The sequence below is a fragment of the Winogradskyella wichelsiae genome (assembly GCF_013403925.1).
GTDB lineage: Bacteria > Bacteroidota > Bacteroidia > Flavobacteriales > Flavobacteriaceae > Winogradskyella > Winogradskyella wichelsiae.
In genome coordinates, this window is sequence record NZ_JABFDJ010000009.1 from 34,242 (window position 1) to 47,127 (window position 12,886).

Annotated in this window: 15 protein-coding genes; 11 read left to right on the forward strand and 4 right to left on the reverse strand. The window is 32.2% G+C overall.

What is annotated here, in order from left to right; translation table 11 throughout:
• Positions 1-106: 106 nt before the first annotated feature.
• The 5 genes from pfkA (at position 107) to HM985_RS15745 (ending at position 3,714) form a co-directional block, all read left to right on the forward strand.
• Positions 107-1,093, forward strand: coding sequence for a 6-phosphofructokinase (pfkA, locus tag HM985_RS15725; RefSeq protein WP_179377169.1), 987 nt, complete (start codon positions 107-109; stop codon positions 1,091-1,093).
• Between the two features lie 33 nt (positions 1,094-1,126).
• The gene (gap, locus tag HM985_RS15730; protein ID WP_173589409.1) at positions 1,127-2,128 is read left to right on the forward strand and encodes a type I glyceraldehyde-3-phosphate dehydrogenase; all 1,002 of its coding nucleotides are present in this window, start codon (positions 1,127-1,129) and stop codon (positions 2,126-2,128) included.
• A 78-nt stretch (positions 2,129-2,206) separates the two neighbouring features.
• A complete protein-coding gene (locus HM985_RS15735; RefSeq protein ID WP_179377170.1) occupies positions 2,207-3,070 on the forward strand; it encodes an N-acetylglucosamine kinase in 864 nt (287 codons plus the stop codon).
• A gap of 1 nt (position 3,071) precedes the next feature.
• Complete coding sequence (locus HM985_RS15740; protein WP_179377171.1) at positions 3,072-3,434, forward strand: methylglyoxal synthase; 363 nt, start codon at positions 3,072-3,074, stop codon at positions 3,432-3,434.
• A gap of 97 nt (positions 3,435-3,531) precedes the next feature.
• Positions 3,532-3,714: a hypothetical protein gene (locus HM985_RS15745; protein ID WP_179377172.1), complete on the forward strand. Its 183-nt coding sequence runs from the start codon at positions 3,532-3,534 to the stop codon at positions 3,712-3,714.
• Positions 3,715-3,793: 79 nt separating this feature from the next.
• On the opposite strand, the gene HM985_RS15750 is transcribed toward HM985_RS15745, so the two are convergent.
• Entirely contained in the window at positions 3,794-5,422 is a 1,629-nt protein-coding gene (locus HM985_RS15750; RefSeq protein ID WP_179377173.1) for an acyl-CoA carboxylase subunit beta, read from the reverse strand.
• Positions 5,423-5,556: 134 nt separating this feature from the next.
• Here HM985_RS15750 and HM985_RS15755 point away from each other — a divergent pair, with 134 nt between their 5' ends.
• The 3 genes from HM985_RS15755 (at position 5,557) to ettA (ending at position 8,192) form a co-directional block, all read left to right on the forward strand.
• Positions 5,557-6,087: an NADPH-dependent FMN reductase gene (locus tag HM985_RS15755; protein WP_179377174.1), complete on the forward strand. Its 531-nt coding sequence runs from the start codon at positions 5,557-5,559 to the stop codon at positions 6,085-6,087.
• A 179-nt stretch (positions 6,088-6,266) separates the two neighbouring features.
• Positions 6,267-6,449: a CAL67264 family membrane protein gene (locus HM985_RS15760; protein WP_173589417.1), complete on the forward strand. Its 183-nt coding sequence runs from the start codon at positions 6,267-6,269 to the stop codon at positions 6,447-6,449.
• 51 nt (positions 6,450-6,500) lie between these two features.
• Complete coding sequence (gene ettA / locus HM985_RS15765; RefSeq protein WP_179377175.1) at positions 6,501-8,192, forward strand: energy-dependent translational throttle protein EttA; 1,692 nt, start codon at positions 6,501-6,503, stop codon at positions 8,190-8,192.
• Between the two features lie 53 nt (positions 8,193-8,245).
• On the opposite strand, the gene HM985_RS15770 is transcribed toward ettA, so the two are convergent.
• From HM985_RS15770 to HM985_RS15780, 3 genes are all read right to left on the reverse strand, one after another.
• Positions 8,246-8,416 (reverse strand): hypothetical protein, encoded by a 171-nt coding sequence (locus HM985_RS15770; protein WP_179377176.1) that lies wholly within the window; start codon positions 8,414-8,416, stop codon positions 8,246-8,248.
• 12 nt (positions 8,417-8,428) lie between these two features.
• Entirely contained in the window at positions 8,429-8,653 is a 225-nt protein-coding gene (locus tag HM985_RS15775) for a hypothetical protein (protein ID WP_179377177.1), read from the reverse strand.
• Positions 8,654-8,860: 207 nt separating this feature from the next.
• Positions 8,861-9,649 (reverse strand): MBL fold metallo-hydrolase, encoded by a 789-nt coding sequence (locus HM985_RS15780; protein ID WP_179377178.1) that lies wholly within the window; start codon positions 9,647-9,649, stop codon positions 8,861-8,863.
• A gap of 165 nt (positions 9,650-9,814) precedes the next feature.
• Between HM985_RS15780 and HM985_RS15785 the strand changes: the two genes are divergently transcribed.
• The 3 genes from HM985_RS15785 (at position 9,815) to HM985_RS15795 (ending at position 12,886) form a co-directional block, all read left to right on the forward strand.
• Positions 9,815-11,161 carry a coiled-coil domain-containing protein gene (locus HM985_RS15785; RefSeq protein WP_179377179.1) on the forward strand — a complete coding sequence of 449 codons (1,347 nt, stop codon included), beginning with the start codon at positions 9,815-9,817 and terminating at the stop codon, positions 11,159-11,161.
• 449 nt (positions 11,162-11,610) lie between these two features.
• Positions 11,611-11,766 (forward strand): hypothetical protein, encoded by a 156-nt coding sequence (locus HM985_RS15790; protein WP_179377180.1) that lies wholly within the window; start codon positions 11,611-11,613, stop codon positions 11,764-11,766.
• A gap of 31 nt (positions 11,767-11,797) precedes the next feature.
• A complete protein-coding gene (locus HM985_RS15795) occupies positions 11,798-12,886 on the forward strand; it encodes a hypothetical protein (protein ID WP_246285048.1) in 1,089 nt (362 codons plus the stop codon).

Genomic DNA, 12,886 nt, shown 5'->3' on the forward strand with positions numbered 1-12,886 from the left:
ACTTATTAACGAAAACGATTGAATTAGAATTTAGCTCATCTTTTTATGATAATAGTCAGTTTAATCTATGTATAGTTTCTTAATTTTACTGTAAATAAATTAGACAATGCTACAAACAATTAAAAAAATAGGTGTTTTAACATCCGGAGGAGATGCACCAGGCATGAATGCTGCGATTAGAGCAGTTGTTAGAACGTGTGCCTTTCATAGTATTAAATGCTACGGTATTTATAGAGGTTATGAAGGTATGATTGATGGGGATTTTGTTGAAATGGATGCACGAAGTGTAAAAGGTATCATTAATAAAGGTGGTACTATTTTAAAATCTGCAAGATCAAAAGCTTTTAGAACAGTAGACGGTAGAAAGGCAGCATACGAGCAATTAAAAAAAGCTGGTATAGACGCTTTTGTTGTAGTTGGTGGAGATGGTAGCTTTACTGGAGCAATGGTTTTTAATCAAGAATTTAACTTTCCAGTAATGGGAATACCAGGAACGATAGACAATGATATCTTTGGTACAACACATACACTGGGTTACGATACGGCTTTAAATACAGTTGTTGAAGTAATAGATAAAATTAGAGATACCGCAAGTTCACATAATAGACTATTCTTTATAGAAGTTATGGGACGCGATGTAGGACATATTGCAGTTAATGTAGGTGTTGGTGCAGGTGCAGAAGAAATATTAATTCCTGAAGAAGATTTAGGATTAGATAGATTATTAGATTCTTTAAGACGAAGTAAAGCATCGGGTAAATCATCTAGTATTGTTGTTGTTGCCGAAGGGGATAAAATTGGTAAAAACGTTTTTGAACTTAAGGACTATGTTGAAGAAAATATGACAGAGTACGAAGTTAGAGTTTCTGTTTTAGGTCACATGCAACGTGGTGGCTCACCTTCTTGTTTCGATCGTGTATTAGCGAGTAGAATGGGAGTTAAGGCTGTAGAGAGTTTAATTACGGGTAAAAGTAATTATATGGTAGGTCTTAAAAATGATGTTATGGATTTAACACCATTTGACCAAGCCGTAAAAGGAAAATCAAAAATAAATAAGGAACTTTTAAGAGTTTCAGACATCATGTCAATATAAATAACGAGTAAACATTAATATAAATTTAAAGTAATGGCAAATTTGAAATTAGGAATCAACGGATTCGGTAGAATAGGAAGAATTGTTTTTAGAGCAACAGTTAAACGTAGCGACGTAGATGTTGTAGCGATCAATGACTTATTAGACGTAGAACATTTAGCATATTTATTAAAGTACGATTCAGTTCACGGAAGATTTGATGGAACTGTTGAAGTAAAAGATGGACACTTAGTAGTAGACGGAAAAACAATCCGTGTTACCGCAGAAAAAGATCCTAAAAGTCTTAAATGGGATGAAGCTGGAGCAACTGTTGTAGCAGAATGTACAGGTATTTTTACAACTTTAGAGACTGCTCAATATCATATTGATGGTGGTGCTAAAAAAGTAGTAATCTCTGCTCCAAGTAAAGATGCTCCGATGTTTGTAATGGGAGTAAACGATGATAAATTAACTGCTAGTGATGTCATTGTTTCTAATGCATCTTGTACTACAAACTGTTTGGCACCAATTTCTAAAGTAATCGAAGATAACTTCGGTATAGAAGAAGCTTTAATGACAACGATTCATGCTGCAACTTCTACACAATTTACTGTAGATGCACCATCTCGTAAAAACTACCGTTTAGGTCGTTCAGCTCTTAACAACATTATTCCAAGTTCTACAGGTGCTGCAAAAGCAGTAGGTAAAGTAATTCCAGAATTAGACGGAAAACTTACAGGTATGGCTTTTAGAGTACCAACTGTTGATGTTTCTGTAGTAGATTTAACAGTTAAAACTAAAAAAGAAACAACTTTAGCTGAGATTAAGGCTGCTATGAAAAAAGCATCAGAAGGATCTATGGCGGGTGTTTTAGGTTATACTGAAGATGCTGTAGTGTCTCAAGATTTCGTAAGTGAAGAAAGAACTAGTGTTTTTGATGCTGATGCTTCAATTGAATTAAATTCTACATTCTTCAAGTTAATCTCTTGGTATGATAACGAATTTGGATATTCAAACAAATTAGTTGATTTAGCTCAAAAGGTAAATAACCTTTAATACATATTATTAATTCTGAAAATTCCGTAGAATTATGATTTGTCATAAACTACGGAATTTTTATTTATATACATTATCATGATTTTAATAACAGATGGTGGTTCTACAAAGTGCGATTGGATTGCAATAGATAAAGATGGTAAACAAACCGTTGATAAGATAAGAACCAAAGGTTTAAACCCTGCAATAGTAGCAGAGAAAAAAATCAATAAAATTATAAGGAAAAGTAAAGAGTTAATGGAGATTGCAGAAGATGTAACTCACGTTTATTTTTATGGTGCAGGCTGTGGTACGGACAAGCCTAGGCTTTTATTACAGTTTATCTTAGAGTCTTATTTTGTTAATGCAGTTGTAGAAGTTAGAGAAGATACTTATGCTGCCGTTAGGGCATGTATAAATTCTAATGACGAAGCCGCTGTAGTATGTATACTTGGTACAGGTTCTAATTGTAGTTACTACGATGGTGCTAATTTACATCAACGTGTTTCTAGTCTTGGTTTTATATTAATGGATGATGCTAGTGGTAATTATTTTGGTAAGCAATTAATTAGAGATTACTTTTTTAATAAAATGCCAGATACAATTAGAGTAGCATTTGCTCATAAGCATAATCTAGATGCAGATTATATTAAGTTTAATGTTTACAAACAAACAAATCCTAGTGCCTATTTAGCAGATCATGCAGAGTTTATGTTTATAAATAAAGACTCAGAATATATTAGTACGCTTATTACAAAAGGGATTCGTTTATTTTCTGAAAACATGATTCTTCAATATAAAGAAGAATTAAAAGCAGGTACACTAGTACATTTTGCTGGTTCTATAGCTTATTTTGCTCAAAAGGAAATAAAAGAAGTCGCTAAAGAATTTGGATTTAAAGTTGGTAACTTTATCAGGCGTCCAATTGAAGGGTTAGTGAGTTATCATGTAAATAATCTATAATATGGAAATTGCTATTATTGCACACGATGGTAAGAAAGCAGAAATGGTTCAATTTTTAAATGAACATAATGAAGTTTTACATCAAAAAGGAATTAATTTAATTTCCACAGGGACTACAGGAGAGAAAGTTTCTAAAGCAGGTTTTCAAGTGGATGCGTTTATGTCTGGACCTTTAGGAGGAGATGCTCAAATTGCAGCAAGAGTAGCTGAGGGTAAATGTAATATGGTTTTATTTTTTAGAGATCCATTAGATCGTCATCCTCACGAACCAGATATTTTAATGCTAATGAGACTGTGTGATGTGCATAATGTACCACTAGCAACTAATCCGGCAACAGCAGATTTATTAGTAAAAGCACTTTAAATTTTAATAACCTGTTAATAAAACTAGGGCAAGGTATTGTAAAATTTAGATTTTGGTTATATCTTTGTACTAACAAAACGTAAACGACAAAAGAATTATGTTCGAATTTGATCAATATTTAGGATTTTTAGCATTTTTAACCATATTAACTATTGGATTTTGGTTATTAATTTTCCTTTTAACCTTTGTAGTACCATACTGGATTTTTGGTGCATCAATGGAACGTTTAAAAGAAATGAAAGCAGAAAAGAAAGCTAAACGAGAAGGGATAACTCTTTAATAGCATCTTAAATTATTATATAAAAAAAGAGAGCGCAATTTGCGCTCTCTTTTTTTATATAATAATTTAAGAAGTATGTTTAAACCTGTAAAACTCCCATATTAAAAGGCTTTTCAATAGGCGCGTGGTTAGCTGCTTCAATTCCCATAGAAATCCAAGTTCTGGTATCTAGTGGATCTATAACTCCATCAGTCCATATTCTAGAAGCTGCATAATAAGGAGATACTTGATCGTCGTATCTCGATTTTATTTTGTTAAATAATTCATCTTCTTTTTCTTTAGTAATTTTTTCACCCTTCTTCTTAAGAGAAGCAGTTTCTATCTGCAATAAAACTTTTGCAGCAGAATTTCCACTCATAACAGCTAATTCTGCACTTGGCCAAGCGGCAATCAATCTTGGATCATAAGCTTTTCCGCACATAGCGTAATTACCAGCACCATAACTGTTCCCTAATATAATAGTAAATTTTGGAACTACAGAGTTACTTACAGCATTTACCATTTTAGCACCATCTTTTATAATGCCTGAATGTTCAGATTTACTACCTACCATAAAGCCTGTAACATCTTGAAGAAAAACTAATGGAATTTTTTTCTGATTACAATTGGCTATAAACCGCGTAGCTTTATCAGCAGAGTCATTGTAGATAACACCACCAAATTGCATTTCGCCTTGTTTATTTTTAACTAATTTTCTTTGATTAGCAACAATACCTACAGCCCAACCTTCAATTCTAGCATAAGCTGTAATGATGGTTTTACCATAATCTTGTTTGTATTCATCAAATTCAGAGTCGTCAACCAAACGCTTAATGATCTCTTTCATATCATATTGGTCAGCTCTACTCTTAGGAAGAATACCAAATATGTCATCAGGGTTATCTTTTGGTTTTTTAGATTCAGCTCTATTGTAACCAGCTTTATCAAAATCCCCAATTTTATCAACTAAAGATTTTATTTTATCTAAAGCATCCTTGTCATCTTTGGCTTTATAATCCGTAACGCCTGAAATTTCACAGTGTGTGGTCGCACCTCCTAAAGTTTCATTATCTATAGATTCACCAATAGCCGCTTTAACGAGATAACTTCCAGCTAAGAAAATGCTAGCTGTTTTATCAACAATTATGGCTTCATCACTCATTATTGGTAAATAAGCGCCTCCCGCAACACAACTTCCCATAACCGCAGCAATTTGCGTAATTCCCATACTACTCATTATGGCATTGTTTCTAAAAATACGTCCAAAATGTTCTTTGTCTGGAAAAATTTCATCTTGCATTGGTAAAAAAACACCTGCACTATCAACTAAATAAATAATTGGTAATCGATTTTCAATGGCTATTTCTTGTGCACGTAAATTCTTTTTTCCTGTAATAGGAAACCATGCTCCTGCCTTTACAGTAGCATCATTTGCGACAACAATACATTGCTTTCCTTTTACATAACCCATTTTTACAACAACACCTCCTGATGGGCAACCTCCATATTGTTCGTACATCCCTTCTCCTGCAAAAGCGCCAATTTCTATAGATTTCGCTTTAGAATCTAAAAGATAGTTTACACGTTCTCGTGCCGTCATTTTACCTTTAGCTTTATGTTTTTCAATACTTTTTTCACCACCACCTAATTTTACTTTTACCAATCGTTTTTTTAAATCGGAAAGAAGAAGTTTATTATGGTCTTCGTTTATGTTGAATTTGATATCCATTGCGCAATATTGTTTTGCACGAATTTACAAAAACGATTCGATGTTTCGAAAATGATTATTTGTTAGATCAAAATTTATTCCTAGGAACACTAATTGTGGTTTTGTATTTTTAACATTAAATAAATACACATTAAATGAAACAAATAATAGCCTTTGCAGGAAGTAATAGTTCTGAATCAATTAATAAACAATTAACAACCTATGCGGCATGTCTTGTTAAAGATGTGGATGTTAAAATTCTAGATTTAAATGATTTTGAATTGCCAATTTACGGTCAGGATTTGCATAAAAAAGAAGGCATACCTCAAAATGCAGTAATATTTTTAGATCTGTTAAAGAAAAGCGATGGTATTATAATTTCATTAGCAGAAAATAATGGCGCTTATTCTGCAGTATTTAAAAATTTATTTGACTGGCTCTCTGTATTAGAACAAAAGAACTGGTTAAATAAACCAATGTTATTAATGGCAACATCGCCAGGAGCTAGAGGAGGGCAATCCGTTCTTCAAATTGCTTTAGATAGATTTCCTCGTCATGATGCAGATATTGTAGGAACATTTTCTTTACCTTCATTTAATGATAATTTTTTAGAAGAAAAAATTGTAAATAAAGAACTTAATGATGAACTTTTAATCGAAATAAATAAATTTCAAATTAGTTTGTAAAATTATTTTATAATTTAAAATATCATTAGGTATTAATGTTTAAATAATTTTAAAAAAACTCTTGGGTTTGTATGGTGTTAATGGACTATAGGTTGGTAAAAGCATAAAGAATTTATACAATTTCTTCTTAAATTTCACGATATTTGTGAACTAACTAATTATTAAATTTAAGATTGACTATGGCAATGAATAAAAACACAGTATTAGCTTGGGCTACTTGGATAATGGTATTTGTAGGATGTGGATTGATTGCTCTTGGTGCATTTAGATACGATGATGTTGCTGGCTGGGGATTTGCTGCTGTTGGTGGTGGATTCTATTGTATTGCATGGGTTTTTAACGCTTTAAAAGGTCGAATGTAAACAATATTGTATACCACAGTAATGTTTAATTTTCAAAAACAATAAAGAATTATGAGTGACGATAAAAAAGTAATTTTCGCAATGTCTGGTCTAACAAAGACCTTTCCTGGCGCAAATACACCAGTTTTAAAAAATATCTATTTAAGTTTCTTCTATGGAGCAAAAATTGGTATTCTGGGGCTTAATGGATCTGGAAAATCTACATTATTAAAGATTATAGCAGGTGTTGATAATAATTATCAAGGTGATGTCGTTTTTCAACCTGGCTATTCTGTAGGTTATTTAGAACAAGAACCGAAATTAGATGATGACAAAACTGTTATGGAAATTGTTAGAGAAGGTGCGGCTGAAACTGTTGCTATTCTTGATGAGTATAATAGTATTAATGATCAATTTGGTTTAGAAGAGGTTTATAGCAATCCAGATAAAATGGAAAAGCTTATGAATCGTCAAGCCGAATTACAAGATCAGATTGATGCTGCAGGTGCTTGGGAATTAGATACTAAGCTAGAAATCGCAATGGATGCTTTAAGAACTCCGGATGGTGACAAGAAAATCGGAGTACTTTCAGGCGGGGAACGTCGTCGTGTTGCCTTATGCCGTCTGTTACTTCAAGAGCCAGATGTCTTACTATTAGATGAGCCTACTAACCACTTAGATGCAGAATCAGTACATTGGTTAGAACATCATTTAGCACAATATAAAGGAACTGTTATTGCTGTAACTCACGATAGGTATTTCTTAGATAATGTAGCAGGTTGGATTTTAGAGTTAGATAGAGGAGAGGGAATTCCTTGGAAAGGAAATTACTCATCTTGGTTAGATCAAAAGTCAACACGTATGGCACAAGAAAGTAAAGTTGCATCTAAGCGTCAAAAGACGTTAGAGCGTGAGCTCGATTGGGTACGTCAAGGTGCAAAAGGCCGTCAGACAAAGCAAAAGGCACGTTTGAAGAACTACGATAAATTAATGAGTCAAGATCAAAAACAACTTGATGAAAAACTTGAGATTTATATTCCCAACGGTCCACGTTTGGGAACAAATGTTATAGAAGCTATTGGTGTGGCTAAAGGTTATGATGATAAATTGTTGTACGATGATTTAAAATTTAATCTTCCACAAGCAGGTATTGTAGGTGTTATTGGGCCTAACGGTGCTGGTAAAACCACAATTTTCAGAATGATTATGGGTGAAGAAACTCCTGATAAAGGTGAGTTTAAAGTAGGTGAAACCGCTAAGATTGCTTACGTTGATCAGAAGCATTCCAATATAGATCCTGAAAAAACAATTTGGCAAAACTTTAGTGATGAGCAAGAGTTGGTAATGATGGGCGGAAAAGAAGTGAATTCTAGAGCTTATTTAAGTCGATTTAATTTTTCAGGAGGTGAGCAAAACAAGAAAGTAAAATTGCTTTCTGGTGGTGAACGTAACCGCTTACATCTTGCTATGACACTTAAAGAAGAAGGAAACGTATTACTTTTGGATGAACCTACCAATGATTTAGATGTAAACACATTGAGAGCATTAGAAGAAGGTTTAGAAAACTTTGCAGGTTGTGCGGTTGTTATTAGTCACGATAGATGGTTTTTAGATAGAATATGTACCCATATTTTAGCGTTTGAAGGTGATTCTCAAGTCTATTTCTTTGAAGGCGGTTTTAGTGATTACGAAGAAAATAAGAAAAAACGTTTAGGTGGGGATTTAATGCCAAAACGAATTAAGTATAGAAAGTTGGTAAGATAATGTTCCAGCAACTCAAAATAAAAAAGCCAGCAGATAATGCTGGCTTTTTTATTTTATACTTTTGCTTCTAAACGATCTACTTTTTCTTTTAATTTTCTATATTTAAGAAATAACAAAAACCATAATATAATCATTACTATAAGGCCAATTGACAGAATACTAACCGTTTTATCAGAAGGTTCATGTAATACTGCTCTTACAAAAAGTAATAGATAAAGTTCCATTTTAAAATAAATTTAATTATCTCCGTAAAGGTGTCCACCTGTAAAATCTTCATAAGATTCATCCATATCTTTAAATATGGTAGTCTCCATCAATTTCTTATTCTCAGCTTTCAGCTTATACATTTTAATTATAGCTACGAGAATAAAAACCAAAAAAATAGAAGCAACTGATATCAAAACAAGAGTGAGCTGCGTTGTAGTCACAATTAAGTAAGTAGAAATTATGATATTAAACATTTTAATTAAAGATTAAGATTTGGGTTTACCTTCTAAGGTGCTAATATAAATAAAATATGAATGTTAAATGCTTAATATTAAATAATTTACAACGTTATAGTTAAATTATTATCGATTAAAAGGTTATTAACATGGGTGAGCCACAATGTTTTCAGTAGTTTTTTAATTTTTTCTTTAACTTATTAACAATTAGCTGTTTCTACTATTTTATTCATACCAATTCAAAAAGATAACTTCTATAGCATCATTTCCTTCATTTACTAAGGATTTAAACTTATTAATATCACTTAAACCTTCGGTTCCTCTATAATGATAAGGATATACTTTTTTTGGTTTAAAGTCTAACACAGCACTTGCTGCACTTTCTACAGGCATTGTGTATGGTAAATTCATACAAACAAAAGCGATATCAATATTTTTTAGATTTCGCATTTCTGGGATGTCTTCTGTATCACCAGAAATATAGATACGTTCATCATTTACAGTTAATAAATAGCCATTTCCTCTACCTTTAGTGTGAAATTTTAAAGCTTCTTCTCTCAGGTTATACATCGGGATAGCTTTAATATTTATCCCTTCTAAATTGAATGAGTCATCATTTTTTAAGGTTATAATTTTAGAAGCAATACTATCTGATAATTTTTCTACAACCGCAGCTGGTGCAATAAGTGTTGCTTTAGACATGTCTATTCCTTCTAAAGTTTCAAGGTTTAAATGATCACCATGAATATCAGTAATCAATACTAAAGTTGGTGTTTTTTGTCCTTCAAAAGCTTCCGATCCGCCAGTTGGGTCAACATAGATCGTTTCATTTTCTGTCTCTAAAACCATTGTTGCGTGAGAGATAGGGATGATTTTTAACGAAGATTTGGTTAGTGTTGGTTCTATATTTGTTTCTGTTATAGTGGTAGTTATAATTTCTTTTTTAGTATCATTTTTACAATTAAAAGTAGTTGTGATAATGGCTAGTAATAAGATGTGTGTCAGTGTTTTCATGTTGTTTTTGGTTTTTTATAAAGATATTGATTCTGCATTAAAAACGATCAGAGTGTAACATTTTTATAACATTAGCTACATATAATTAGTAAGTAAAGTTTTTATAATCATAAAATTTACCGAAATTGTTAACCTAAAACTATTCAACCTTAAAACTACCAAAATATGTCTGATGATTTTGATTTATTAGAAACCAACTCACAAGAAAAGACTGAGAAAGTCGATGTTAACTGGGGAAAAGCCATAGACCAAATGAAGTCTAAGCTTGCTCAGGAAGATGATCCCGAAAGTCGTCAGAAAATACTTAATGCAACGTTAGATAATGTTGTAGATATGGCAGAAAAAGATCGTTCTACCTTATTAGATGCTATTAAAGACTTAACAGATTATCAAGATGAAGTGGGAATTATGTTCGAAGGTTTTTCGGCATTAAATGCTTCAGAGCAAAAAGTGATAGACGATGCTATTAAACGTTTAGAGCGTGCTAAAGTAGAACTTGAAGATGCTAATAATAAACCAGATACCTGGTGGAATAATCTTTGGGGAAGAAAAAGTAAAATTAATGATGCAGAAGCAGAACTTAAAAATGCACAAAAAACACGTGATGCAGCAGATAATGAAGCAAAAGCAATGTTTCAACAGCGTATTGAAACTGCAGATATTCAGACTTTATTAAATGAATTATCATTTAAAAGTCAGGCAGCTATCAAACGTTTAAAAGATAGAGAAGTAGAAATTAAAGAGGTTGAAGAAAGTCTTAAAACGGCTATTGTAGACGCTTCTAATAATCATACAAAAGCACTTCAAAAGAAAAAAGAAGTAGAGGATAAGCTGGAAACGGAATATGCTTTATTAAAACAAGCACGTCAGGCTTTAGAAGAAGTATCGGATAAGCAATCTACAGAATACTCAGCAGCACTTAGTAAAGTGACTACTTTAGAGCAAAAAGTAGAGGAGTTAGAAGGGCTTAAAAATGCTTACACTACGCTTGCAGCTTCAAAAGATAGTTTTGTACACAAGCATAATTTAACGATTAAAGTATTAACGTCGTTACGTAGCAATTTACAAACACATCGTGCAAAATTAAAGTCAGATACGGATGAGCGTCTTAAGTATTATGATGGTTATGTTGTGGCTTTAAAAGCACGTACAGATCAAGAATTTGCAGCAATATTAGAACATTTAGGGGTTAAAACAGATGAGCATATTGGTGAAACGTTAGCAGCAATGCATACTGCAAGTGCTCGTGCACGTCAAGAAATGATGGACAATATTCCTGTTCACGAAAAAGTTATGCAAGGTGTTTACGGAAGTTATGCTGAAGCGTTGCAAGAAATTAGAGAGAAGGATAAATCTATTCAGAAGAATTTTGCAGAGCGTTACGGCATTGATATGAAAGAAATTTTTGAAGATTACTACGCAGCAGATGCAAATGCTCCTTCAGGAGATACAGCAGGAAAACCAGCTAGTGCACCAAAACCAGCATCTACTGAAGATGATTTGTTAGGGTAATTTAATAATAGCGTTACCTACTTTTGTTTTAAAGGCAAAAGTAGGTTAAGCTTTCCATTATATCTTTTTTTAAGAAAAAGAAAAAAGGATGCCGTTTTTTGGGAAAGTAATCATGAGAACAATAAAAATGAGAAATTAATCCTTAACGCGTTTACTCGAGCTCAAAAAAGGAAAAATAATTCTCAAAAAAGAGAAAATTTAATAATTAAAACATAAGTAAGGCTATGACTAATAGAGGATTATTACTATTCGTAATTGTTTTTTTTGTAATTAATTCAATTGTGAGTTATTTTTTATTTTATGAAAAAGATATTATTTCAACTTTATCTGTTTCTGCAGTTTCTTCTTTTTTCCTTTTCTTGATTTTTATTGTAAAGCGTAAATGGGATATAAAACAAAAAAATGATTTTAGAATAAAATAGATTGTGAATAACACGTTTCTTTTTTCAATGATTGTCATTTTAATTTCAATTGGCTCTGTAATTTTTATTATTCACACCAATGATCATGAAGAATGTGAGTTAAAAACGGAAATCAATTATGGCGAAAATGAAGAGAAAATTGTTTCCGAAATTCATATATGTAAAGAAAAGTATAATCTTTAAAAAATGTATTCATAACATAACTTAGAGTTAATTGAATACAACCAACTGTTTACTAAAAATGATCGTTACACCTTTAGATTCCGCCATATTAGATTCCAAAGAGCAATACGTGTTCTATCACAAAATGATAGATTTCTCGCTCAAGGAACTCATTGTTGCGGTACAAGAAAAGCAAATATTAAATCAACAAGAATTACTCTTATTTAAGCAATACAGTGATTTGTTACTGTATTCTATAGAAGCTATGCGTGTAAAATACATGTATGACGACGAGGAAAATATGAAGGTAGATTTAACAGATTCTAGTTTTCCAAATTATTTAGAATTCCGTTATCTCTTTAACGATTTAGCTTTACGAGAAGATTACTTAGAAAAACTTACAGGAATTGAAACACTAAAAGATGAATTCTTAGATACTTTAATGCGAAAAAAAGAGCCAATTCCAAAACGAAAACTCTTTCAAGCTGCATCCATAGTCTATTATTCTTCAGCTAAAAAGGAATATATTTTTAATCGTTTTGTACAAGGAAAGATTATACCAGCACCAGAAGGTTCTGTAGCAGAACATTTAGTAAGTTGGAGTTTCTATGATGTATCTCATAACCGACCGTTTGTTTGTTATATGTATTTTAATTACGATGGTAAAAATGTAGAAAGTTATAAAGATGAAATCTATGAAACCCTAAAAAATGTTGCAGATAGAGAAATGGCTTTCGATACCATGGCTTACGGAATAGATAAACGTTTACCAAAAGTATTTCCGAAGCTTATAAAACGTGTGGATTTAGGACCAATTCACAATGTATTTGCAAAGGACGAAAATAAATTAACGCATGCCATTTTGCAGAGTATAGCAAACAAAGAGATTCCGTTAGAATCTTATGCTATATCTCTTAAAATAGATGAATTAAAATCGAGTAGCGAATTTAAAGAAGGTAGCTTTTTTAGTAAACAAACCTTTCAACGCTGGGATGCTATGTATAGGCAGCGTTATATTTTTGCACCACATCGTATCATTCAAATGCTATACAATAAAACACCTGAAATTATGAATAAGTTGGCGATGTCACCAATTCAAGTAAGCAGTATCCAGTCTTCAGTTGTCAGTAATGAAAAGTAA